General features: G+C 68.3%; 27 protein-coding genes. 15 read left to right on the top strand and 12 right to left on the bottom strand.

What is annotated here, in order from left to right; genetic code table 11:
- The first annotated feature begins 177 nt into the window (after positions 1-177).
- Both purN and purH read left to right on the top strand, forming a co-directional pair.
- Complete coding sequence (gene purN / locus LTV02_RS23305) at positions 178-810, top strand: phosphoribosylglycinamide formyltransferase (protein WP_408639418.1); 633 nt, start codon at positions 178-180, stop codon at positions 808-810.
- Positions 807-2393 carry a bifunctional phosphoribosylaminoimidazolecarboxamide formyltransferase/IMP cyclohydrolase gene (purH, locus tag LTV02_RS23300; protein ID WP_233033794.1) on the top strand — a complete coding sequence of 529 codons (1587 nt, stop codon included), beginning with the start codon at positions 807-809 and terminating at the stop codon, positions 2391-2393. The genes purN and purH overlap by 4 nt, the downstream gene beginning before the upstream one ends.
- Positions 2394-2477: 84 nt before the next feature.
- Here the strand turns inward: purH and LTV02_RS23295 are convergent, their stop codons facing one another.
- Positions 2478-2939: a hypothetical protein gene (locus LTV02_RS23295; RefSeq protein ID WP_233033792.1), complete on the bottom strand. Its 462-nt coding sequence runs from the start codon at positions 2937-2939 to the stop codon at positions 2478-2480.
- A 216-nt stretch (positions 2940-3155) separates the two neighbouring features.
- Between LTV02_RS23295 and LTV02_RS23290 the strand changes: the two genes are divergently transcribed.
- On the top strand, positions 3156-3719 hold the full coding sequence (locus LTV02_RS23290; protein ID WP_067710388.1) for a LysM peptidoglycan-binding domain-containing protein: 564 nt from the start codon (positions 3156-3158) through the stop codon (positions 3717-3719).
- Positions 3720-3919: 200 nt separating this feature from the next.
- Here LTV02_RS23290 and rpsR read toward each other — a convergent pair whose 3' ends face one another.
- From rpsR to rpmB, 4 genes are read right to left on the bottom strand one after another with little or no spacing between them, the layout of a single operon-like run.
- Positions 3920-4174, bottom strand: coding sequence for a 30S ribosomal protein S18 (rpsR, locus tag LTV02_RS23285; protein WP_040695439.1), 255 nt, complete (start codon positions 4172-4174; stop codon positions 3920-3922).
- A 34-nt stretch (positions 4175-4208) separates the two neighbouring features.
- Entirely contained in the window at positions 4209-4514 is a 306-nt protein-coding gene (rpsN, locus tag LTV02_RS23280; protein WP_233033790.1) for a 30S ribosomal protein S14, read from the bottom strand.
- A gap of 1 nt (position 4515) precedes the next feature.
- A complete protein-coding gene (rpmG, locus tag LTV02_RS23275; RefSeq protein ID WP_067710392.1) occupies positions 4516-4686 on the bottom strand; it encodes a 50S ribosomal protein L33 in 171 nt (56 codons plus the stop codon).
- 15 nt (positions 4687-4701) lie between these two features.
- Positions 4702-4938, bottom strand: coding sequence for a 50S ribosomal protein L28 (gene rpmB, locus LTV02_RS23270; protein WP_067710394.1), 237 nt, complete (start codon positions 4936-4938; stop codon positions 4702-4704).
- Positions 4939-5049: 111 nt separating this feature from the next.
- Here rpmB and mrf point away from each other — a divergent pair, with 111 nt between their 5' ends.
- Genes mrf through rpmF form a run of 3 tightly spaced genes read left to right on the top strand, consistent with a single transcriptional unit; the run spans position 5050 to position 6822 of the window.
- Complete coding sequence (mrf, locus tag LTV02_RS23265) at positions 5050-6366, top strand: ribosome hibernation factor-recruiting GTPase MRF (protein WP_233033788.1); 1317 nt, start codon at positions 5050-5052, stop codon at positions 6364-6366.
- Positions 6367-6370: 4 nt separating this feature from the next.
- Complete coding sequence (locus LTV02_RS23260; protein ID WP_233033786.1) at positions 6371-6646, top strand: type B 50S ribosomal protein L31; 276 nt, start codon at positions 6371-6373, stop codon at positions 6644-6646.
- A 2-nt stretch (positions 6647-6648) separates the two neighbouring features.
- Positions 6649-6822 (top strand): 50S ribosomal protein L32, encoded by a 174-nt coding sequence (gene rpmF, locus LTV02_RS23255; RefSeq protein WP_233033784.1) that lies wholly within the window; start codon positions 6649-6651, stop codon positions 6820-6822.
- Positions 6823-6900: 78 nt separating this feature from the next.
- On the opposite strand, the gene LTV02_RS23250 is transcribed toward rpmF, so the two are convergent.
- Positions 6901-7125 (bottom strand): hypothetical protein, encoded by a 225-nt coding sequence (locus LTV02_RS23250; RefSeq protein WP_233033782.1) that lies wholly within the window; start codon positions 7123-7125, stop codon positions 6901-6903.
- 252 nt (positions 7126-7377) lie between these two features.
- The gene (locus LTV02_RS23245) at positions 7378-8403 is read right to left on the bottom strand and encodes a DUF1906 domain-containing protein (protein WP_233033781.1); all 1026 of its coding nucleotides are present in this window, start codon (positions 8401-8403) and stop codon (positions 7378-7380) included.
- A 280-nt stretch (positions 8404-8683) separates the two neighbouring features.
- Here LTV02_RS23245 and LTV02_RS23240 point away from each other — a divergent pair, with 280 nt between their 5' ends.
- On the top strand, positions 8684-9490 hold the full coding sequence (locus LTV02_RS23240; RefSeq protein ID WP_233033779.1) for a VOC family protein: 807 nt from the start codon (positions 8684-8686) through the stop codon (positions 9488-9490).
- Positions 9491-9544: 54 nt separating this feature from the next.
- Here the strand turns inward: LTV02_RS23240 and LTV02_RS23235 are convergent, their stop codons facing one another.
- From LTV02_RS23235 to LTV02_RS23215, 5 genes are all read right to left on the bottom strand, one after another.
- Positions 9545-10378: an MHYT domain-containing protein gene (locus tag LTV02_RS23235; RefSeq protein WP_067710434.1), complete on the bottom strand. Its 834-nt coding sequence runs from the start codon at positions 10376-10378 to the stop codon at positions 9545-9547.
- A gap of 84 nt (positions 10379-10462) precedes the next feature.
- Positions 10463-11053 carry a GTP-binding protein gene (locus tag LTV02_RS23230; protein ID WP_067710699.1) on the bottom strand — a complete coding sequence of 197 codons (591 nt, stop codon included), beginning with the start codon at positions 11051-11053 and terminating at the stop codon, positions 10463-10465.
- Between the two features lie 148 nt (positions 11054-11201).
- Positions 11202-11576, bottom strand: coding sequence for a DUF742 domain-containing protein (locus LTV02_RS23225; RefSeq protein ID WP_067710436.1), 375 nt, complete (start codon positions 11574-11576; stop codon positions 11202-11204).
- A 12-nt stretch (positions 11577-11588) separates the two neighbouring features.
- Complete coding sequence (locus tag LTV02_RS23220) at positions 11589-11996, bottom strand: roadblock/LC7 domain-containing protein (RefSeq protein WP_067710438.1); 408 nt, start codon at positions 11994-11996, stop codon at positions 11589-11591.
- Positions 11993-15475, bottom strand: coding sequence for a sensor histidine kinase (locus LTV02_RS23215; protein ID WP_233033777.1), 3483 nt, complete (start codon positions 15473-15475; stop codon positions 11993-11995). Before LTV02_RS23215 ends, LTV02_RS23220 begins: the two co-directional genes overlap by 4 nt.
- A gap of 357 nt (positions 15476-15832) precedes the next feature.
- Between LTV02_RS23215 and LTV02_RS23210 the strand changes: the two genes are divergently transcribed.
- From LTV02_RS23210 to LTV02_RS23175, 8 genes are all read left to right on the top strand, one after another.
- Positions 15833-16519, top strand: coding sequence for a response regulator transcription factor (locus LTV02_RS23210; RefSeq protein ID WP_067710700.1), 687 nt, complete (start codon positions 15833-15835; stop codon positions 16517-16519).
- An 80-nt stretch (positions 16520-16599) separates the two neighbouring features.
- The gene (locus LTV02_RS23205) at positions 16600-17994 is read left to right on the top strand and encodes a sensor histidine kinase (protein WP_084534834.1); all 1395 of its coding nucleotides are present in this window, start codon (positions 16600-16602) and stop codon (positions 17992-17994) included.
- 1023 nt (positions 17995-19017) lie between these two features.
- Positions 19018-20259, top strand: a complete 1242-nt coding sequence (locus LTV02_RS23200; protein ID WP_233041676.1) for a S1C family serine protease — start codon at positions 19018-19020, stop codon at positions 20257-20259.
- 98 nt (positions 20260-20357) lie between these two features.
- On the top strand, positions 20358-20852 hold the full coding sequence (locus tag LTV02_RS23195) for a MogA/MoaB family molybdenum cofactor biosynthesis protein (RefSeq protein WP_218028337.1): 495 nt from the start codon (positions 20358-20360) through the stop codon (positions 20850-20852).
- Positions 20849-21085, top strand: a complete 237-nt coding sequence (locus LTV02_RS23190) for a hypothetical protein (protein WP_233033775.1) — start codon at positions 20849-20851, stop codon at positions 21083-21085. The genes LTV02_RS23195 and LTV02_RS23190 overlap by 4 nt, the downstream gene beginning before the upstream one ends.
- Before the next feature lie 239 nt (positions 21086-21324).
- Positions 21325-21999: an MspA family porin gene (locus LTV02_RS23185; RefSeq protein WP_233033773.1), complete on the top strand. Its 675-nt coding sequence runs from the start codon at positions 21325-21327 to the stop codon at positions 21997-21999.
- Between the two features lie 61 nt (positions 22000-22060).
- Positions 22061-22732 carry an MspA family porin gene (locus tag LTV02_RS23180; protein WP_233033771.1) on the top strand — a complete coding sequence of 224 codons (672 nt, stop codon included), beginning with the start codon at positions 22061-22063 and terminating at the stop codon, positions 22730-22732.
- Positions 22733-23031: 299 nt separating this feature from the next.
- On the top strand, positions 23032-23712 hold the full coding sequence (locus tag LTV02_RS23175; RefSeq protein WP_233041675.1) for an MspA family porin: 681 nt from the start codon (positions 23032-23034) through the stop codon (positions 23710-23712).
- Positions 23713-23730 lie beyond the last annotated feature (18 nt).

Below are 23730 nucleotides of genomic sequence, written 5' to 3'. Positions count from 1 at the left end.
TCGGCGAGGGAGGTCGCTCGCGGTATGGAATTCAGCCGCATCGGCGCCCCGGCTGGCCGCTGACGATCGCGGAAGGCGGCCCGGCTAGGCTCTAGACGGCGGCCTCGCCCCCCGGCTGCTTGTTTTCCGCTCCGACACACAGGGAGTAGTGCGCTGACGTCCACGCCCGCCCAGCTGCTGCCGCCGACCGCGCCCGCGTCCGTCGTGGTGCTGGCTTCCGGCACCGGTTCACTGCTGCGTTCGCTGCTTGCCGCGACCCAGGAATCCGACTATCCGGCGCGAGTGGTCGCCGTCGGGGTGGATCGGGAGTGCGCCGCGACCCAGCATGCCGCAGAGTTCGGGATCCCGCATTTCAAGACCGCGCTGAGCGATTACGACGGCCGTGCGGAATGGGATTGGGCGCTTGCCGAGGCGGTTTCGAGCTATGCCCCCGACCTGGTGGTTTCGGCGGGATTCATGAAGATCCTGGGCCCGGTTTTCCTGGATCGCTTCGGCGGTCGCATCATCAATACCCACCCCGCGCTGCTGCCGGCTTTCCCGGGCGCGCACGGGGTGCGGGACGCGCTCGCGTACGGCGTGCGGGTCACCGGTTCCACCGTGCATCTGGTCGATGCCGGTGTCGACACCGGCCCGATTCTGGCGCAGGAGGCGGTCACCGTACTGCCGGATGACGACGAATCGACCCTGCACGAACGCATCAAGGTCGTGGAGCGGCGGTTGCTGGCGGAGACCGTCGCCGCCGTCGCGATCCGAGGCATTGTCTCCGATGGACGAAAGGCAGTTATCCCAGATGAGCGAGTTCTCCGGTGAGTGAACGCAAGCCGATCAAGCGGGCCCTCGTAAGTGTTTACGACAAGACCGGTCTGATCGAACTGGCCACCGGTCTGCACAATGCGGGCGTGGAGCTGGTCTCGACCGGTTCGACCGCCGGCAAGATCGCCGACGCCGGCATCCCGGTCACCAAAGTGGAAGACCTGACCGGTTTTCCGGAGACCCTGGACGGCCGGGTCAAGACCCTGCACCCGCGCGTGCACGCCGGCATCCTGGCCGACACCCGCAAGTCCGAGCACGTCGACCAGCTGGTCGAGCTCGGCGTGGAGGCCTTCCAGCTCGTCGTGGTGAACCTGTACCCGTTCACCCAGACCGTCGCCTCGGGCGCGAGCATCGACGAATCGGTCGAGCAGATCGATATCGGCGGCCCGTCCATGGTGCGCGCCGCCGCCAAGAACCACCCGTCGGTGGCCGTGGTCGTTTCCACCGGCGACTACGACAGCGTGATCGAGTCGGTCAAGTCCGGCGGTTTCACCTTCGCCGAGCGGACCGCCTTGGCCGCCAAGGCTTTCCAGCACACCGCCACCTACGATGTGGCCGTCGCCAGCTGGATGACCAGCGTCGCCGTCCCGGCCGCCGAGGCCGCGGAAGGCGTGGAAACCGCTGCCGCGCAGCGCTTCCCGGAGTGGATCGGCGCGACCTGGAATCGGGACGCGGTGCTGCGGTACGGCGAGAACCCGCATCAGGCCGCCGCGCTGTACACCAACGAGGGCGGCCCGGCCGGTCTCGCGCAGGCGAAGCAGCTGCACGGCAAGGAGATGTCGTACAACAACTACACCGACGCCGATGCCGCCTGGCGCGCCGCCTACGACTTCGACGGCCCGGCCGTCGCGGTCATCAAGCACGCGAATCCCTGTGGCATCGCGGTCGGCGCGGATATCGCCGAGGCGCACCGCAAGGCGCACGCCACCGATCCGGTGTCGGCGTTCGGCGGCGTGATCGCGGCCAACCGCGAGGTCTCGATCGAGATGGCCGAGCAGGTCGCCGAGATCTTCACCGAGGTCATCGTGGCCCCGTCCTACGCCGACGGTGCGGTGGAAGTGTTGCAGCGCAAGAAGAACGTGCGCGTGCTGATCGCCGAGCCCGCCACCCGCAAGGGCCCGGAGCTGCGTCCGGTCAGCGGCGGCGTGCTGCTGCAGGACCGCGACATCCTCGACGCCGAGGGCGACAGCGCGGCCAACTGGACCCTCGCCACCGGCGAACCGGCCGATGCGCAGACTCTGGCGGATCTCGAATTCGCCTGGCGCGCTTGCCGTGCCGTGAAGTCGAACGCGATTCTGCTGGCCGACGACGGCGCCGCCGTCGGTATCGGCATGGGGCAGGTGAACCGGGTCGATTCCTGCAAGCTGGCGGTGGATCGCGCCGGTGAGCGCGCGCGAGGCGCGGTGGCCGCGTCCGACGCGTTCTTCCCGTTCTCCGACGGTCCGCAGATCCTGATCGACGCGGGTGTGCGCGCCATCGTGCAGCCGGGCGGGTCGATGCGGGACAACGAGACCATCGAGCTGTGCAAGGCGGCCGGTGTCACCATGTACCTGACCGGGGCGCGGCACTTCGCGCACTGAGTCGTAAGCGCTTGTAGCGCAAGGAAGTTCGCAGCCCGGTGGGATCCTGGATCCCGCCGGGCTGTTGCGTGTACGCGTGAACTCCTACTGCGCGCTGACGACCTGCCGGTCGCCGAGCGGCGACTTCAGCTGGATCTCCAGGCTGCCGAAGACGACGTTCATGGTGCACATCTTGCCGACCGCATCGGCTTTGGTCCCGCCGCGCAGTTCGACTTTGACCGTTTTGTCGGTTTCCGTGGTGGTGGCGTCGACCCCGTAACACTCCGGAATCCCGGTCTGGAAGTTCACCGCGATCTTGTCCGGGGCAATCCGGGTCCAGCTGTCGAACGCCATGGCGTGCGGTTTCACGATGGTCGGGTCGGCGGTGAACATCCGGCCCAGCTGCCCGGCCGGGGCCTCGGTCGGGGCGGGGGCCACGGTGGTGGTGGGGGAGCTGGTATTCGATTGCCCGCCATCGGAATCCGACCCGCCGCAGGCCGCGGCGGCCAGCAGCAGCGGCAGGGCGACGGCGATAGCGATCTTGCGGCGTCCGCGAGTCCCGTACATGGCGAACACCCTAGCTCGCCGACACCGTACAGCCGGTTTCGAGCGCTGGAGATGAGGATGTGGCGAACATCTAGCGACACGCTGTCAAAACTTTGATTCACGCGGCGCGTATCCCTGCGGTGACCGGTCGTTCGTTGGTAATTTTGTGACAGATGTGCGAATGCAGTTCAGTGCCATCGACTTATCTGCTTGATCCCCCTCCGGAAAGGACGCACCGTGGGCGACTCGTTGAAGGCCGGCGAAGAACTCAAACTGGGAGAGTCGCTCAAGGGCGGCGCTTACTCCCTCACTCTGCAAGAGGACGGCAACCTGGTGCTGTCGGAGCCTGACGGCAACGTCGTCTGGGCCGCGGGCACCAATGGTCAGGGCGTCGAACGCGCCACCCTGCAGGACGACGGCAACTTCGTCGTTTACAAGTCCGACGGCGCCGCCTGGTCCACCGAGACCAACGGCAAGTCGGCCGACCGCCTGGTCGTCCAGCCCGACCGCAATGTCGTGCTGTACGGCACCGACGGTTCGGCGCTGTGGAGCTCGGGCACCAACACCGACAACCCGCTCCCGGCTCCGGTCGAGGAGATCCACACCGAGGCCGCCGCGGTCGAGGATGTCCCGCCGCCGCCCCCGGCCGCGCAGACCTACACCGTCGAGCCCGGCGACACCCTGTGGGCCATCGCCGAGCGCTTCTACGGCGACGGCAACCGCTACCAGGAGATCGCCAACGCCTCCGGCATCGACAACCCGGATCTCATCAACCCGGGCCAGGTCCTGACCATCCCGTAAACGCGTCAACCGCGGGATGAAAAACGAAGTCCCCCGAGTGCTGACGCACTCGGGGGACTCGCATTTTCGGAGGGATGCCGCTCCCGCCTCGGGGTTTCAGGGGCGGAGCCCCCGAGTCTCTCCCCCTGCGAATAGGGCCCCCGATGCGTAAGCATCGGGGGCCCTTGGCTTTTCATCCCCGGAGGGGAAGCATCGCCGGCCTACCGGCTGGTGAAGGGGAGCAACGCCATTTCACGGGCGTTCTTCACGGCGACGGCGACCTGGCGCTGCTGCTGCGGGGTCAGGCCGGTCACGCGGCGCGAACGGATCTTGCCGCGGTCGGAGATGAACGTGCGGAGCAGGTTCACGTCCTTGTAGTCGACGGTTTCGACGCCGGCGGCGATCAGGGGGTTCTTCTTGGGCCGGCGGGCCTGCTCGGCGCGGACCTTCTTCGACGGTGCTCGCTTCACTGCCATGTCAGCGGTTCCTTACTCACGAGATCGTGGATGCTTACCAGCTCGATTTGTGCACACCGGGCAGCTCTCCGCGGTGAGCCATCTCACGCACGCGCACTCGCGAGAGACCGAACTTCCGGAGATGACCACGCGGGCGTCCGTCCGCGGCGTCCCGATTGCGCAATCGTACCGGACTGGCATCGCGCGGCAGCTTGGCCAGGGCGGACTGCGCGGCGGCCTGCTCCTCCGGGGTGGAGGTGGGCTTGCGGATGATTTCCTTGAGCTCGGCCCGCCGCGCGGCATAGCGCGCCACGATCAGTTTGCGCTCTTCGTTTTTCGCGATCTTCGACTTCTTGGCCACGTCAGCGGTCCTCGCGGAAGTCGACGTGCTTGCGGACGACCGGGTCGTACTTCTTGAGCACCATCCGGTCGGGATCATTGCGCCGGTTCTTGCGCGTCACATAGGTGTACCCGGTCCCGGCGGTGGACTTGAGCTTGATGACCGGACGGATATCGGTCGACTTCGACGCCATCTAAGTGGTCCTTTCTCAGATCTTCTCGCCGCGCGCCCGCAGCCGAGCCACGACCGCTTCGATGCCGTCGCGGTCGATGGTCTTGATGCCCTTGGCTGAGACGTTCAGCGTGATGCGCCGACCCTCGCTGGGCAGGTAGTAGGTCTTGCGCTGGATATTGGGGTCCCAGCGCCGGTTGGTTCGCTTGTGCGAGTGCGACACGGACTTGCCGAATCCCGGCTTCCGGCCGGTGACCTGGCAGATCGCCGACATGGGCACTTCCTTCCGGTCGTTCCTGTAGATGACAATCGTTTTCGACAACGAATGTATTCCAAGGTACCCTCGGCAACCGGTAAATGAAAATCGTTGTCGAAAGGGGTCCCGGTGGCCATCCGACCCACGCCAGAACCCGAGCGCGACCGCCGCACGCCCGTCGTGCTGCTGGCCGGACTCCCGGGCCGCGCCGCCGACGGCGTGGACCGGGCCGCGCGCCTGCTCGGCGCCGAACCCGGCACCGTCGTGGTCCGTCACGATCTGTCCGAACTGCGCGAAGGCGTGGTGCGCCGGACGGTGTCGGCTGACGGCCGGGAGACCGTCAGCGTGCTGGAACTCGCGCACGGCTGCGTGTCCTGCACCTTGCGCGCCGACCTGCTGCCCTACCTGTGCCTGCTGGCGGAACGGGATTCGGTGCGGCGCATCGTGCTCGCCCTGGATCCGGCCTTCGAGGCGGAAGCGGTGTGCCAGGCCATCACCGATGTGGTGGTGTCCGGGGTGGTGGGCCGGGTGGACGGCCCGGCCGGGCGCAGCGTGCGCGTCGAGGCGGTGCTCACCTGCCTCGACGCCCGCGACTGGCTGGCCGACGCCACCGGTGACGAGACCCTCGCCGAGCGCGGGCACGCCACCGCCGAGGATGAGCGCACCATCGCCCAGCTGGCCGTCGGCCAGGCCGAATTCGCCGATGCGCTGGTGGTTTTCGACGGCGGCGCGGAGCTGGGCGACCGGTTGCGCACCTGCGCGGTGCTGGCCCGGCTGGTGCCGCAGGCGCCGACCGCGTTCGTCACCACGCCCGATGCCCTCGATGCCGAGGATCTCGGCCGGCTGCTGCGCTTGATCCCGGAGTCCTCGCGCCGGGGCGCGCCCTTCGATCCGCACGCGCCGCTGCTGCGCGGCCAGCCGCCGCTGGAATCGGATTCCGGTGTGACACTGGTGGAATTCGAGACCGACCGGCCGTTCCATCCCGACCGGCTGCATTCGGCCATCGACGTGCTGCTCGACGGCGTGGTCAGTGCGCGCGGACGGGTCTGGCTGGCGACCCAGCCCGCGGAGGTGGTCTGGCTGGAGTCGGCCGGCGGTGGGCTGCGGGTCGGCGGGGCCGGAAAGTGGCTGGCCGCAATGAGTTCCGAGGAGCTCGCCGAGGTCGATCCGGAGCGGCAGCTGATGGCCTCTTTGCGCTGGCACGAGCACTTCGGCGACCGCCACACTTCGCTGGTGATCCTGGTCGCCGATGCCGATCCGGACGAGATCCGGCACGCCCTGCACTGGGCGCTGGTCGACGAGGACGAGTTGCGGCAGGTGCGGTTCGCGCCCGAACGCGTCGCGCTATGGCAGGACCCGTTCGGCGACCAGCACGAAGAGCCTTGTGACAGTACGAAATCCACGCCGGTCAGCGGCGAAGGCACGTCTCGCAATAACGAAAGGTGATGTGATGAAACAAGGAATCCATCCCGATTACCACCCGGTGGTGTTCGAAGATGTCAGTACCGGGAAGCGTTTCCTGACCCGGTCCACCGCGGTGTCGATGCGCACGGTGGAGTGGGAGGACGGGAATACCTATCCGCTCCTGGTCGTGGATGTCACGTCCGATTCCCACCCGTTCTGGACGGGCAACCAGCGCGTGCTCGATACCGCCGGTCGCGTGGAGAAGTTCGAACGCCGCTACGGTAAGCGCATGCGAAATTCGGCCACCGGAAAGGAGAACTGACAATGGCGGTTCCGAAGCGGCGGATGTCCCGCTCGAATACCCACAGTCGCCGTTCCCAGTGGAAGGCGGCCCCCGTGGACTTGATCCCCGTCAAGGTGAACGGCGTGGTCCATCAGGTCCCGCGCAAGCTGGCGCGGGCGGTCGAGCGCGGTCTGATCGATCTGGACAAGCTCTGAGCAGGTGCCCGGCACGGAAAAGGGGGTCCGGGGATGAAACCCCGAACCCCCTTCTCGCACGGGGTGCAGCCGGGGGCGTTAACCCTCCTTGGCCGCCAGATCCGCCAGCGTCGCGGCGAGCCGGAAGTACTTGTTCTTGCCCAGATCGGCGATGGTCTTGATGCCGAGCGCCTCGAGCGACTGGGCGTCGTGCTTCTCGGTCAGCCCGGCGAGGGCGGACGGGGGAGCGGCGAGAATGTCCTGCAGGGACTTGGTTTCGTAAGCCTTGTCGAGAGCCTTGTCGAGCACAACGTTGACGGCCATCGGGCCTCCTTCGTAGAGCACAAGATCGGACCAGGCCGACGATAGTGGCAATATCCCTGTGTCACCAGGGATCTGCGCGACGTGTTGCGGTTGTATCGCGGATGTCCGGTTTGTGTTGCAGGCGCGAAAAAGTCCCCTCAAAGTTGTGAATTCGTGTTCTACCGGCGGTATTCTCGTCGGCGAGGGCGGGTTCTCCTGAGTATCGGAGAACCCGCTCATCGCCACTTTCGGGCCGGTTTCCCGGCCGTCGAATCAACTGTCGGAAGCGGCAATACGACCGGCAGCTTCCGGCGTTTGTCCCTTTTGTTCGGATTCTTTCCCGTTTCCGTTCGGGCTCGCCCCCCACCCGGGCAAGGGTAGGTCCGGCAGCGCCTGCTCCAGCTTGGCCAGCTGTTCGGCCACCACCGTCGCCGGTCCCTCGATCAGCGAGAAGGGCCACGGCCAGTGATGCCCGCCCAGCCGTTCCACCTCATCCTTCAGCTCCGCGGTGGTCGCCTCAAGTTCACTGATCTCCGTGCGTAATTCGTCGATCTGCTGCAGCGCCGCCGCCAGCCCGTCCACCACGGTCCGGTTCCGGCCCTGTTCGTCCTGTCCCAGTTGCGGCCAGCCGGCCAGTCCCGGCCCGCGCAACTGGATCTGCACATCGCGCAGCATCTCGTCTTGTTCGGGTGTCAACTCGGGTTCCTCCTGCACGAAATCCCATTGGCCGAAATCGGCACGGTCGCTGGTGTTCACGTCGCATTCGACGCCGCCCACATAAACCTGTTCACCGGTCTGGAAGATGCTGATCCGCGGGTCCACATTGCCGCCCGACCAGGCGATGGTCTGCCAGCCCCAGCTGGCGGTGCCCGCGTCCAGGGCCCGGCTCAACGGCCAATAGCCGCCGTAGATACCGACATTCGCCCGCCCCAGCACGCTGGCCGCGCCGTCCAGGTAGGCATTGATGGGCTCCTGCTGCTGCGGGGTGGCGTCGAAGTCCGCGGAGAAGTAGATGGGCCGGTCGCGCCGCCCGCCGCAGCGCAGCACCTGCGCCAGCCCGGCGCGCGCGTCGGTGACTCCCGCGCCGTACCCGTCGAGCATGCGCGCGGCGGTGGTCTCCCAGTTGGACACGATCGAAATGCCGTGTGCGCGAAGATCGTCCGCTTCGTCCGGTGTGAGTAGTTTGCCGGGAAGGGTGGGGCCGCCCGAGGACAGGTAGCGCACCACGAAGTCGTAGCCGGCGGCCCGGATGGCGCTCGCACTGGGTCGACCTGCCGCGTAATCCAGCCCGAAACGCATGTCTACCACTGTAATTCGCAATGCGGACAAGCGCGGAGCATCGCCCGATTTCGCCCCTGATTTCCCCGTATTTGCAGCGAAAGTCCAGCGATCTTGCACTGCTTGGTGGTTGACTGTGCGCCAAAATACGCCGACGCGACAACTGATTTGGCCAGGTGAGGGTAACTCATGGGGGACGTCCAAAATCGGGTTGGCTCTCAACCGCCGGCACGCATGCATGCCTGTCAACGGCTCTCAGCCGGGCGCTGAAGTCGCGGGGAGGCGGAACGGAGATGCCCTTATGCCCGTACGCGACGAAGCCTGGCCCCCCGGTACGCCCTGCTGGGTCGACTGTCAGGTCGATGATCCGGCGCAGGCCGGTGCGTTCTACGGTGAGTTGTTCGGCTGGGAAGTGCAGGGTGGTGGGGACGACAGCGGGGGATACCTGATGGCCCTGCGGGACGGGCAGGCCGTCGCGGGGATCGGGCCGAAGCCCGACGCGGCCGCGCCGTCGGTGTGGACCACGTATTTCGCGGTCACCGATGCCGACGCCACCGCCGAGCGGGTCACCGCGGCGGGCGGCAGCCTGCTGGTGCCGCCGTTCGACGTGATGGAATCCGGCCGCATGTTCGTCGCCGCCGACGTCTCGGGCGCGCCCTTCGCGGTCTGGGAAGCCCACGCGCACAATGGCGCCGCCGTGCACAACGAGCACGGCGCGTACGTCTGGAACGACCTGCACACCGGCGATTTCGAGGCCGCGAAGCGCTTCTACGCCGAGGTCTTCGGCTTCACCTGCACCGAATACGACGACGAGGCCATGCGCTACGCCGTCATCACCCCGCCCGGCGGTACCGACCTGGTGGCCGGTATCAACGACGACACCCTCAACGGCGCCACCCCGGCCCGCCCCTACTGGCTCACCTGGTTCCAATTCGATGATCTGGACACGGGTTTGAAGCGCGCCGAGGAACTGGGCGCGTCCGTGGTCATGGCCGCCGAGGACGGACCCTTCGGCCGGATGGCGGTGCTGGCGGCCCCGCAGGGGGAGCTGTTCGCCCTGCTCGACCCCGCACAGGCGGTAGGCGAGGTGCCGCCCACGGTGGCGTGAAAACGAAGGGCCGGACCGCGGTAGCGCGATCCGGCCCGGACGTGGAGCGGTGCGTCAGCGCACCGATTCGGGGGTGCGTCCCCGCTGCGAGGCCGCGCCGCGCGAGGCGGCGGCCAGCGAAGTGCTGTGCGCGCTATCGGAATCCGGCGCCAGGAAGGGCCGCCGCGCCTCGCGCCGGTCCGGCGCCACCAGGATCGCGGTGATCGGCACGGTCAGCGACAGCGCGCCGATGATGAAGAACGGCACGAAGAAGTCGAACAGCTGCTGGCCCTCGGGCGGCGCCGCACCGGCCGTCACGTGCACCTCGACCCCGGTGAGGCCCGCGTAGTGCATGGCGATCACCAGCACCGCGTACACCACCGAACCGCCGAGCAGCAGCGGCACCGACTTCACGGTCAGGCTGAACCAGATGGTCAGCACCGAGAGCACCAGCGCGATCACGTACACCGCGATGATCGAGACCAGGCTGCGGTCCACGCTGCCCGGGACGTGAATCGCGGAGAGCAGCATGAGATGCGAGGTGCCGAGGCCGCCCGCCATCACGACCGCGCCGATGCCCAGGCGCACCCAGTTCAGCTTGCTGCCGGCGATGAGCAGCGCCACGAACACCGCGACGCCCGAGACCACGGACGACAGGTTGGTCAGGGCGGGTTCGTAGCGCAGCGCCTCGGCGTTCTGGAGCTCCACGCCCAGCATGAGCATGAACACCGGCATGGACATGCCGACGCCGCCGATGGACGAGGAGGCCACCAGCACCCACACCAGCCGGAACTTCGCGGTCACCGATTTGGTGGACTGCCGGATGCACGCCAGTCCGCACGCCACCCCGGCGAACGAGGTGATCAGCGCCAGACCGACCACCCAGAAACCCATCGAGAAGTAGATCACCCAGAACCCCTGCCTCTTCGTAATCCCTGTCCAGGACGTCGTTCCGGCGTGTGACGAGCAGCCGGGACGACGTATCGCGCGCGGTCAGCCGCGCTGCGCCGCCATCAGCCGCTCGATCGCGTACTCGGTGACCGCCGCCAGCGCGCGCCGCACCTCGCCCGGATCGCGGGCGTCGATATCGACGATCGGCACGCCTTCGCGCACGCTGAGCGCCTCGCGCAGTTCCGACACCGGGAAGCGCGGGGCGTCGGGGAAGCGATTGACCGCGATCAGGAAGGGCAGCGATTTGGCTTCGAAGAAGTCGACGGCCGCGAAGCTGTCCTCGATGCGCCGGGTGTCGACCAGCACCACCGCGCCGATGGCGCCCTTGATCAGGTCGTCCCACATGAACCAGAAACGCCGCTGGCCGGGGGTGCCGAACAGGTACAGCACCAGATTGCCGGGCAGGATGATGCGCCCGAAATCCATGGCGACCGTGGTGGTTTCCTTGCCCGGGGTGGCGGCCAGGTCGTCGTGCCCCTCGGACATGCCGGTGACCATGGCCTCGGTGCGCAGCGGCACGATCTCCGAGACCGCGCCGACGAAGGTGGTCTTGCCGGCGCCGAAACCGCCCGCCACCACGATCTTGGTGGAGGCTACCGAGCGCGGTTCCTCACCCGGTCGCGGCGGGTACACCGGCGCGCCGCCCGGAAGCGGGAGCTGGCCGGTCGTGTACTGACCTCCGCTCGCAAACTGGCCGGTCGTGTATTGGCCGCCAGCCGCGAATTGCCCCGGCGGGAACTGGCTTCCGCCGGGTTGCGGCCCGCCGGTGTAGCCCCCGCCGTCAAAGGGCGCGGAGTCCATGCAGAGTCCTCTCCATCAAAGACCGGCGCTCATCGAAGGTCGCTTGGTCGCTCAAGGTCGAATGCAGGCGCAGGGTGCCGGCGACGACGAGATCGCCGATCACCACCCGCACCATGCCCAATGGCCGCTGCAGGTGCGCCGCGATCTCCGCGACCGACAGCCGGGCGGTGCCCAGTCGCAGGATCTCCGTGCGGATGTCACCCGCGGGCCAATCGAAATGGGCGGTGTAGGACAGGGTTTCGACGACCGCCTCGAGCGGCAGGTCCACTGCCGGCTCGGTGCGGCCGGAGGTCAGCGCGTAAGGCCGGACCCGGCTGGTCGGGCGATTGCCGCCGGCACCGTTGGAAATGGTCATCGGCGGACTCGTCTAGGCAGTGCGGGCGGTGGCCTGAACCACGGACCCGACCCGGTCGACCAGCAGCGCCATCTCGTAGCCGATCCGGCCGATGTCGTGCTGCTTGTTGGCCAGCACCGCCAGGTGCGAGCCGTTTCCGACAGTCATGACCAGCAGATAGCCCCGCTGCATCTCCACGATGGACTGCATCACCTTGCCGCCCTCGAAAAGCTGTGCGGCGCCGGTGGACAGGCTGGCCAGACCGGCGGTCACCGCGGCCAGCTGCTCACCGCGATCGGCCGGCAGATGCGGGCTGGTGGCCTGCAGCAGACCGTCGGCGGAAACCAGAACCGCGTGCGAGACCCCCGGGACCTCCCGGGTGAATCGCGTGACGAGCCAGTTCAGATTCTCGTCGGTGGTGGTGCGCTGTGCGTCGGTCATGCATGCCCTCCGTCTGTGTACTGCGTATCGGCTCGCCCGGAGCGGACGCCGCTGAGGTGCCTGGTCAAGCTGTTACGAATCTCTTCCGGATTGCGGGCGCTGCCGTCGTCCTCCTGCGCGGCCGCACCGGGCACCAGCTGGGCCCCGGGCCGCCGGATCGGCAGACCGCCCTGCGTCCGCCCGCTACCCTGCGGATTGGCGGCTTCCTCGGCCGCGGCCCAGCCGGCATCGGATTCCGAGGACCACACGGACTCGCTCGGCTCATCCGCCGCCGGTTCCACCAGCCACTCCGAAACCATCCGCTGGAAGATCGGCGAATCGTGCTGCGGGCGCGGCGGGGCCACCGCTCCGTCCGGCCCGGCGGCGGCGATGTCCTGCAGCGCGTGCGCGCCGGTGGTGGTCGCCGGGTCCAGCGCCGGACGCCCGTTGTCCCCGCCGAATTCGGTGACGCCGGTATCCGCCGCGGCGAACGACCCGGTGTGGTGGCCGTTGCCCGGCGCGATGCCGTCGCCCGCGTTACCCGCCGTCGCGTCGGCGTCCGCCGCAGCGCCGCGGTCGAACCCGCTGTTCCCGTCGGCCGCACCGGCATTGCCGAAGCTGTTCTCACCCTCGGCACCAGCGGGCCCATTCCGGCCGTCGGCGTTGCCGAAGCTGTTCTCACCCTCGGCGCCGGCGAACCCGTTCCTGCCATCGGCGTTGCCGAAGCTGTTCCCGCTCTCGGCTCCGCCGGCAGCCGCGAAGCCGCCGGTGGGCCTGGGGAAGTCGCCGGTGCGATATCCGAAACCGCCGTTGTTGTCGAAGCCGTTCGCGCCGCGGGCGGCATTGCCGTTGCCGCCGTTGCCGTTCGCGGGGCTCGCCCCACCGAAATTGCCGGTGGCGACATTCCCGCCGAATCCGCCGCGCGTGGGGCCGCCGGTCCGGTCGTCGCCGGCCGGTGCACCGGCATCGCGGCTGAAGACCTCTTCGTTGCGCCGGCCGAGATCGGTGCTGCTGCCCGCGAAGTTGGCCGGGTCGTTGTTGCCGCCGAAGCCGCCGCGGTCATTGCCGCCGCGCGCGGGGGCGCCGAAGCCGTTGCGTTCTTCGGGGTTTCCGAAGCCGTTGCCGAATCCGTTCCGCTGGCCGCCCGCCCCGAATCCCTCGGTGTCGCGCAGATCGAAGCGGGTGGTGGCGGGACCGTTGAAGGCGCCCGCGTCGAAGCCGTCGCCGTTCCCGTTGCCGCCCTGGCCGATCGGGGGGACCGGGCGCAGCGGCGGTTCGGCGGCGTCGGAATTGTCGCCCCAGAAGTCGACCTTGCTGGGTTCGGATCCATTGCCGCCGTAGGGGCCGGGCTCGGTGCTCTCGACGAAGGCATCGGTGAAGCGGTCCGCACCGCCGCGGGCGAAACCGCCGGTCACGGGGTGCTCGCCGGTATCGGCGCCCGGCGTCTTGCGCTGCGGCAGACCGGAACTGGTGACGCCGAAACGCTGCGGCGGGGTGGTCTCCGGCAGGTTCGGCACCGGGGTCAGGCGCGGCGGCGTGACCACCGGCTGCGGGCCCGAGACCGGTCCCTGCGCACCCGGGGCCGGGGCCACCGGCAGCGTCGCGGTGACCGGGTACTGCCCGGTGGGATCGCCATTGCGTTCCGGCGCGGGCGAGACCAGCGAACCCGGCAGGTGCACGCTGGCGGTGATGCCCGGCTGCTGCACCATGGCCGAGGTGCGGCGCAGGCTCACGGTGATGTTGTGCCGCTTGGCCAGGCGGCCGACGACGAACAGGCCCATGCGGCGCGCGGTCTCGACATTGACCTCGCCACCGGAGGCCAGGCGATCGTTGATGGACTGCAGGTCTTCGGCATTCATGCCCAGGCCGCGGTCGGTGATCTCGATCAGGTAGCCGCCGTCCACGGCCCGCGCCACCGATACCGCCACCGGGGTGGAGGGCGGCGAGTAGCGCAGCGCGTTGTCGATCAGCTCGGCCAGCAGGTGCTCGATATCGACCGCGGGCTCACCGGCGACGATGCCGTCCGGCACGGTCCCGATCTCGACGCGCTGGTAGTCCTCCACCTGGGAGACCGAGGACCACAGCATGTCCGACAGCGGCACCGGCGCGAGATGACCACGGCGCAGGGCCGTTCCGGCCAGCACCAGCAGGTTGTCGCCGTTACGCCGCATGCGGGTGGCGAGGTGGTCGAGGCGGAAGAGCGACTGCAGGCGCTCGGAGTCGTCCTCGTCGCGCTCCAGCTCCTCGATCAGCGACAGCTGCTGTTCGACGAGCGATTGGCTACGGCGGGACAGGGTCTCGAACATATTGCCGATCTGCAGGCGCAGTCGCGCCTGTTCGGCGGCGAGGTGGAGCGCCTGGGAATGGATGTCGTCGACGGCGCGGGCCAGCTGCCCGATCTCCTCGGTGGTGTGCACGTCCACCGGCATGATCTCGGGGGTCACGCCGCCGGCGCGCACCACCTCGAGTTCCTGCGGGAGGTCGATGTGCGCCACCTGCAAGGCATCTCGCCGCAGGCGCCGCACCGGCACGACCAGCGAGCGGGCCACCACCAGCGCGATGGCCAGACCGGCCAGCAGCATGCCGATCACGATGGAGGTATCGCGGAGCACGTTGTTGCGGGCCTCGGTGGTCAGCGAGGCGAGCTTGCCGTCCATGGCCTCGATGACCGAGGAGATCTCGCGGTCGTAGGCGGCGGCGCTGGCGTGCAGCGCGTCCTGCATGGCCGGGATCTGCCCGAGGTCCGAACCGGTCTGCGCGAGGATTCCGGCGCGGGTCTGCGCGGCGTCCTTGAGGATGTCGGCGTCGGCATTGGCGGTGGGCGCCATGCCGCGGTACACCTCGATCAGGGTGAGCTCGGCGCCGATGGCGGTCAGCAACCTGGTGCGCAGCATGGGGTTCCGGTCCGCGTCCGGCATGGCCAGCATCACGCGCTGCGTGGTGAGCACGCGCCGGGCGGTGTTCGCCGAACCCATCTGCAGGAACAGTCGCTGCACCCGCAGGTCGGCGATGCTGGGCGAGGTCGCCAGCGCGTTCTGCACCTTGGTGCCGACCTGATCGGCCTGATCGCCGATGGCGGCGGGCGCGAGCGAGCGCAGGCTGTTGCGCATGGTGCGGGCCATCGCGACGGCCTCGCTGACGTTCTTGGTGTCGAGCACCTCGGCATTGGTGGCGCGGATCTGGGTTTCCAGTTCCGCCACGGCCTGATCGAACTTGCTCGCCGCGGCTTCCAGCGCCGGGTCGGCGTTCTGGTTGCCGAATCCGGCGATGGCGGTGATCGCCAGTTCGTCGGTGGCCGACATGAATTTGACCGTGGGCCTCACCAGGTCCGACTGCTCACTGCCATTGCTCAACTGCGAGATGGTCTGCAACTCGCTGTTGATTCGCAATACCGCGAAGGTCGCGGCCAGGAGCACCGGCAGCACCAGCACGATGCCGACCTTGCGCGTGACGGGCCAGTTGGACAGGCTGAATTGCCAGGTTCGCGGTGCTGCTTCCATCCCGCTGCCGTCGCCTCCGCTTTTCACGAGTGACCCCCAGGTCGTATGCGGTTGTACGGTTTTGGGGTCGAATACCCGCCCGGAACCAACTAGAGGTCTTCTTTTACGGCCTGCAACATACCGCGTGGGATGACTAACGGCAATTCGGGCGACTCGGTGTATGAGACTCCGAATGCCGGTTTGCCACAACATCTTTCGAATAGGCATACGAGTGCCGCAAAGTTGCCGAAGCCGGGGTTACTGAAGAGTTAGCAGGTCACAGCGCCGCGCCCGCGGACGCGCCGAATGCCGTTTGCTCGGCGTGTCGAATGGGGGCTTCTCAGTCACCTCTCAGTCGTTGTGGGCAGACTGGTGCCCATGCGCATTCTCGTAGTCGACGACGACCGCGCGGTCCGGGAATCACTGCGCCGCTCGCTGACCTTCAACGGCTACTCCGTCGATCTCGCGGTCGACGGCATGGACGCGCTCGAGAAAGTCGCCGGCGCCCGCCCCGACGCCCTGGTCCTGGACGTCATGATGCCGCGCCTGGACGGCCTGGAAGTGTGCCGCCGACTACGCAGCACCGGCGACGATCTGCCCATTCTCGTACTCACGGCGCGGGATTCGGTCTCCGAACGGGTGGCCGGCCTGGACGCCGGCGCCGACGACTACCTGCCCAAGCCGTTCGCGCTGGAGGAACTGCTGGCCCGGCTGCGCGCCCTGCTGCGCCGCACCACGGTGGAAGCGGCCGAGAACTCCGAGACGCTCACCTTCGCCGATCTCTCGCTCGACCCGGTCACCCGCGAGGTGCTGCGCGGCGAACGCCAGATCAGCCTGACCCGCACCGAGTTCTCGCTGCTGGAGATGCTGATGGCGAATCCGCGCCGGGTGCTCACCCGCAGCCGCATCCTCGAAGAGGTGTGGGGTTACGACTTCCCGACCTCCGGCAATGCGCTCGAGGTGTACATCGGCTACCTGCGCCGCAAGACCGAGGCCGAGGGCGAACCCCGCCTCATCCACACCGTGCGCGGCGTCGGTTACGTGCTGCGTGAGACGCCGCCGTAGGAGCCGGGCTCGTGGGTAGAACCATTCCGAAACGCCCCGTGGTCGCCGCGCTGGGCGGGCAACGCGGCGAGTCCGCGGAGATGCGGCCGCCGATGCCGCTGACCAGTTCGGTGTCGCTGCGCTGGCGGGTCACGCTGCTGGCCGCGTCCGTGGTGGCGGTGGCCGTGGCCTTCACCTCGATCGCCGCCTACGCCATGGTGGCGCGCTCGCTGTACGCGGACGTGGATTCGCAATTGCGCGCCCGGGCCTCGCTGATGATCGACAACAACTTCGACAGCCTCGGCTTCCAGTCGATCGTGCTGGCCGGGCTGTACTCCAGCGATGTCGGTGTGGCGCTGATCTTCCCGGATCTGCAGACCCCCTACATCCCGCCGCAGACCACGATTCCGCCGGTCGGCACCCAGGAGCTGGCGGTCGCCAAGGGCGAGATCGCGTACTCGCTGCGCACCGTCGACAATCAGCGAGTGCTGGCCCGCCGCACGCACTCCGGCTCCACCCTGGTGGTGTCGCAGCGCCTGCAGCCCACCCGCGAGGTGCTCGACCGGCTGGCCTGGCTGCTGTTCGTGGTCGGCGGCTGCGGCGTCATGCTGGCCGCGGCGGCCGGAACCGCGGTGGGCCGCACCGGTTTGCGGCCGATTGCCCGGCTCACCGCCGCGACCGAACGCGTGGCGCGCACCGACGATCTGACGCCCATTGCCGTCACCGGCGATGATGAACTCGCCCGGCTCACCGAGAGTTTCAACACAATGCTGCGCGCATTGGCCGAATCCCGCGAAAGGCAACGGCGTTTGGTGGCCGATGCCGGTCATGAGCTGAAAACGCCGCTGACGTCTTTGCGCACCAATATGGAACTGCTCATCGCCTCTTCCCGGCCGGGCGCGCCGCGCATTCCGGACGAGGACATGGCCGAATTGCGCACCGATGTGATGGCGCAGATCGAGGAATTGTCCACGCTGGTGGGCGATCTGGTGGATCTGGCCCGCGAGGACGCCCCCGAGACCGTCTACGAACAGGTCGATATCGGCGATGTGGCCGAACGCGCATTGGAGCGGGTGCGCCGTCGGCGCAGCGGCATCGAATTCGAATCCCAGCTGCGCCCCTGGTTCGTCTTCGGCGATGAAGCGGGCCTGGAACGCGCCCTGCTCAACGTGCTCGACAATGCCGCCAAATGGAGCCCGTACGGGGCCAAGGTGTTGGTCACCATGCGCGAGACGGGCCGCGGGTTGCTGGAGTTCACCGTGGACGACGCCGGGCCGGGCATTCCGCCGGCCGAACGCGAGCTGGTGTTCGAACGTTTCTACCGCACCACCGCCTCCCGCTCCATGCCCGGTTCGGGCCTCGGCCTGGCCATCGTGAAGCAGGTGGTGACCAAGCACGGCGGCACCATCACCGTCGATGGTTCCGAGCGCGGGGGCACCCTGATCCGTATCGTTCTGCCCGGAGCAGGCACGCCACCCGCGGTCCCCGAGAACTGAATCGGCGAAAAGGCTCGGCGAAACCCAAGCACGGTCTCAGTCCGCTCTCAGTCGTCACCGCCAGGCTTGGCACGAGACTCGAGGAGAAAACGAGAAATGACCGAGGATTCGAAGGACACCCGCGGCGCCCAGCCCGAGGGACAGCATCCCGCCCAGTCCGACGCGGCCCCGCAGCGCCTGGGCACCCAGTCCGAACAGCTCGACCTGGGCGGCGGCGCACGGTCGGCCCGCCCCGACCTGCCGCCCGCCCCCGAATCCTCCACCGCCTCCGGCCTGCCCAAGCGCGCCCCGGCGGGAGCCCCGGAGGCCGACTTCGAGGACCAGCCCTTCGACGGCTTCGCCGCCGCCAACCCGCCCACTCCGGCCACCGCGTCCGGTGCCGCGAGCAACGGCCCGGGTGCGCCGACCGGCGGTGCGGACAGCGCCTTCGGTGAATCGGCGAGCGCCGCGAGCGGCAACCCGGGCGCTCCCGGAAGCGGCGCGGGCGGCACGCATCGGGTGTTCGGCGCGGCCGGCGATTTCGCGGCGGGTGCGGCGGCGGCCGGTTCGGGCGGTGCGGCCGATGCCGGAACCCCCGGCGCGGATCCCGCCGCGGCGCGCGAGCGCTTCGATCGTGAATTCGGCAGTGACACAGCCACGTCCGAGTTCGGCTCCGGCGGTGGTGCGCCCGCGAGCGGTTCCGGTCCGGCGCCCAGCGCGCCGCTGGGCGCGAGCTTCGATCGCGAATTCGGCCTCGACGCCGGGCTTCCCGACGCCGGCGGATTCGGTGCGCCCGCCGCACCCCACAGTGGTCAAAGCGCTGCGGCGCAAGGCGGTTCGGATTCGGCGCGGCACTGGGGCCCGGGAGCTCAGCATCCCGGTGCGGCCTTCGGCGCGCCCGCGCCGGGTCACGCCGGCTTCGGCGGGCCTGCCACACAACAGCTTCCGGTCGGCGCGACCGAACAGCTGCCGGTCGGCGCCTACGGCGCGTACGCGGCGTCGGGGGCCGGGTACGGGCAGCCGGGGCAGCATGCGACCGAGCCGATGTTCGGCGGGTCCGGGCAGCCCGGAGTGCCGGGGCAGCCCGGTGGTCCGGGTGGTCCCGGGGGACCGGGGATGCCCGGTATGCCGGGCTATCCGGGTGGCCCCGGCGGGGCGGGCGGCGGCGCCCCGAAGCGGTCGGTGTCGAAGGGCCTGATCGCGGGCGCGGTGGCGCTGGCGCTGTTCAGCGGCGGCATCGGCGGCGTGGTCGGCGCACTCGCCACCGGCGACGACAACGGCAGCTCGGTGGTCAGCAATGCCCTCGACGCGCCCAAGCCGAATGTGAAGACGGCGGCCAACGCCCCGTCCGGTTCGGTGCAGGCGGTCGCCCAGAAGGTGCTCCCCAGCGTCGTCATGATCAAGGTGGCGGGCAATCGCGCCGAGGGGGAGGGGTCCGGCGTGGTGCTGTCCTCCGACGGCCTGATCCTGACCAACAACCACGTGGTGAACGGCGCGGGCCCGAACGCGACCATGCAGGTGGCCTTCAACGACGGCAGCACCGCCTCGGCCACCCTGGTCGGCGCGGACCCGGTCTCGGACCTGGCGGTCATCAAGGTGTCCGGCAAGACCGGCCTCACCCCGATCGAACTCGGTTCCTCCGCCAACCTCCAGGTGGGTGAATCGGTGGTGGCCATCGGTTCTCCGCTCGGCCTGGCCGGCACCGTGACCACCGGCATCGTGTCCTCGCTCAACCGCCCGGTCTCGACCAGCGGCGAGCAGGGCTCGCAGGGCACCGTCATCGACGCCATCCAGACCGACGCCGCCATCAACCCGGGCAATTCCGGCGGCGCGCTGGTGGATATGAACGGCAAACTGGTCGGCATCAACTCGGCCATCGCCACCCTCGGCAGCTCCGAGGCCGCGGGCGCGCAATCCGGTTCCATCGGGCTCGGTTTCGCCATCCCGGTCGATCAGGCCCGCCGCGTCGCCGACGAACTCATCAAGACCGGCAAGGCCACCTACGCGCAGATCGGCGTGAAGGTGCGGGCGCAGGACGACGTGAACGGCGCGCGCGTGCTGGAGGTGACCCCCGACGGCCCGGCCGCCAAGGCGGGCATCCCGAACGGCGCGGTGGTCACCAAACTCGACGACCAGATCATCGATTCGGGCAATGCGCTGATCGCCGCCGTGCGCTCGCACCGCCCGGGTGACAAGGTCAAGGTCACTTACGCCGACGAGCAGGGCAAGAATTCCAAGACCGTCGAGGTGACCCTCGGCGAAGCCCAGGTGGAGGGAGGCCGATGATGCGGCACCAGAGTGGACTGACCCCGGTACCCGAGATCCGGGTTACAGCCGACGGGGGATGGGAGCTGTTGTCGGACAAAGGCACTACGGTGAGCACCATGGAAATCGATGCCCCCGTGGCGGGCCGTGCTCTTGTCGTGGTCGTCGACGATCGAACCGCCCATGGCGGCGTGGACTCGCTGGGTCCGCTGGTCACCGAGCTACTCACCGAGGCCGGCTTCCTGGTCGACGCCTCGGTCTCGGTCGCGGCCGACGAGGTGGAGATCCGCAATGCGCTCAATACCGCGGTGATCGGCGGTGTCGATCTGGTCATCTCGGTCGGCGGCACCGGCATGTCCCCGCGTGACGTCACCCCCGAGTCCACCGCCGAAGTGCTCGACCGGGTGCTGCCCGGTATCAGCGAGGCGCTGCGCGCGTCCGGCCTGGCGTCGGGTTCGCTCGACGCGGGTCTGTCCCGCGGCCTGGCCGGCATCTCCGGCAGCACCCTGGTGGTGAACCTGCCGGGCACCCGCGCCGCCATCCGCGACGGCATGGCCACGCTCACACCGCTCGCCAGCAAGGTCATCGACGAACTCTCCGGTCTGGCGGAATGACCGACGAGCAAGACCGGTCCTCGGACGCGTCCGAGACCGCTTCCGACGCACCCCGTCCGGCCGCGCGCCGGGCGGGGTCGCGTCGTCTCACGCCCGCCGAGCGGGCCAAGCTGGCGCGGATCTTCGGCGACCCGCTGCCCGACACCACCTCCGATGAGCGCACGCCCGAACGGGATTCGCGATCGTCCTCGGATGAATGGTTGCGCAATCAGGTGCCGCCCCATCACGGCTGAATTTCTTTAATTCGCTGATAATTCGCTCATCAATAACACATGTGGCTACTCGCATGTCTGTTGCCCTTGTTGCCAAACAGTTGCTGTTGTGGCTAAGGTCTCGATCGGGTCACCAAAGCTACGGCTCCAACGAGTTTGAGTAGTGTGCTTCCGCATTGCTCCTGTCGGAACTCGTCGCGTAGCGGCCCGCTTCAACCTCGGTGGTCGAGGTTGTCCGCGAAAAAACTGATGAGGGAAACATGAGCGAGAACCGCACCGCCGGTTGGCGGAGCGCCGCCCGTATCGCGGGCATCGGCGCCGCCGCGTCGGTGGCCCTGGGCCTGATGTCCACCGGCGCCGCGAACGCCGACACCTTCGTGCCGTTGCCGGACGGTCAGAAGGCCGGCCCGAACGTCACCGTCACCCGGATCGGCGAGCACGCCGTCATCTCCCCGTCGCTGAGCGCCAATGGCGCCGGACGCGTGGCCTGGGTGAGCGGCAAGGCCATCGCGGATGTCGCGGTCACTCCGGAAGGCACCGTCGGCCCGAACAACGGCCCGGCCAACGGCCCCGGTTCCAACAACTCCTCCACCCACGGCGCTTCCGCGCTCAGCACCGGCTACCTCGTCGGCTGCCAGGTGAACATCGCCGACAACGCGGTCTCCGCGGGCGTCTCCGGCGGCATCGACCTCTCCGGCGGCAGCCTGGGCGCGTCGGTCGGCCTGAACCTGGGCCCGGGCGAGGTCAAGTTCGTCCAGATCAACTCCAAGGACATCCTGAAGGCTGGGACCTACTCGGTCGAATACCAGGATGTGCCGATCGAGATCAACGGTTGCGCCGGTTACGCCCAGGCGCGCGCCTACACCGTGGTCGAGGTCATCGGTGACCACTACTCCAAGACCACCCTCTACGGGCAGCCGTTCAGCATCGGCTGACGTGCCGGTCCGAAGTCAATTCATTCCTCGCGCAAGCGAATTCGACCCTAGAGGGAAAATCATGAACATCCGTAAGACGATGGCGCGGGTCGCCGGCGCCGGCTTCGCCGCCACTGCCGCTCTCGGCCTGTTCTCCACCGGTGCGGCCAATGCCGACACCTTCGTCGGGCTACCCGGCGGCCAGCTCACCCAGACCCTGTCCGACGGCACCGTGGTGACCGTCAAGCTGGTCGGCGAATCCGCCAATATCAACCCGTCGCTGGGTTCCACTCCGCTGCACCGCAATGCGTGGGTTTCCGGTAGCGCGCAGGTCGAGCTGTCCGGCACCAACGGCAGCGTCGGCGGCAAGATCGTGCCCGGCTACGTGGTCGGCTGCCAGGTCAACATCTCCGGTGGCGGCGCCTCCGGCGGTGGCGAGGCCGGCGCCGCGTTCGCCGACGGCGCCCCGTCCGCCAAGGGCAATGTCGGTGGCAACCTGACCCTGGGTCCGGGCCAGTCCAAGGCGTTCTACCTGCTCGATCAGGAAGCCGCGGACGACTTCGGCAGCGAAACCCACTACGTCCGCAACAAGTTCAAGGGCTCGAGCGGTTCGGTCACCTGGGCCGACGAGACCATCAACCTGAACGGTTGCGGCGGGTACGCCCAGGCGCGCGCGTTCGTCGCGGTGCAGGTCGAAACCGACAACATCATCACCGCTGTCACCCTGTGGGGACAGCCCTTCAGCATCGGCTGATACTTCCCGCTCAGCGGAACCCGAAGGGGCCCGGCGCGTTTAGCGCCGGGCCCCTTTCGCGTATTCATAGCGTCCCCGGCATAAGTGCGGGTTGTTGTGTACTAGAACAGCATCTATGTTCGCTCACGCATCAAAGCCCACATCTGTGATGTAAAGTGCCCCACGTCGCTCCACATAAAGAATTCGTTAGCAGTAACACGGCGGCAACAATGTGGCGACAAACTCAACTGGGTTCTGGCCAGGAACCCATTTCAGCCTCGGTGGTCGAGGCTGACCGCAAGAACCTGATGAGGGGAAGTATGAGCGAGAACCGCACCAACGGTCTTCGTCGCGGTGCCCGTATTGCGGGCATCGGAGCGACGGCGGCCGTGGCCATGGGCCTTTTTTCCACTGGTGCTGCTAATGCCGATACCTTCGTGCCGTTGCCGGACGGTCAGAAGGTTTCGCCGAGCGGGACGGTCACCATCACCCGCACCGGTGAGCGCGCCCTGATTTCACCTTCGCTTTCGGCCAATGGCGCCGGTCGCGTGGTGTGGGTCAGTGGCAACGCCACCGCCGAAGTCACCGTCACTCCCGAAGGTACGGTCGGCCCGAACAACGGCCCGGCCAACGGCCCGGGGTCGAACAACTCGTCCACCCACGGCACTTCGCAGTTGAGCACCGGCTACATCGTCGGCTGCCAGATCAACATCGGTGAAGACGCCATTTCCGCCGGTATCTCCGGTGGCGTCTCGCTGACCGACGCGTCGGTCGGCGGCTCCCTCGGCGTCAACCTCGGTCCGGGCGAGGTGAAGTTCGTCCAGATCGATTACAAGGACATCCTGAAGCCGGGCACCTACTCGGTCGAGTACCAGGATGCCGAAATCACGATCCAGGGTTGCGCGGGTTACGCCCAGGCGCGCGCGTACACGGTCGTCGAGGTCATCGGCGATCACTACTCCAAGACCACCCTGTACGGTCAGCCGTTCTCCATCGGCTGATAGTGGTCTGCCCGCCAA

Origin of the sequence: Nocardia yamanashiensis (assembly GCF_021183565.1) — a bacterium.
Taxonomy (GTDB): domain Bacteria; phylum Actinomycetota; class Actinomycetes; order Mycobacteriales; family Mycobacteriaceae; genus Nocardia; species Nocardia yamanashiensis.
This window is presented reverse-complemented; position numbering and strand designations above follow the sequence as displayed.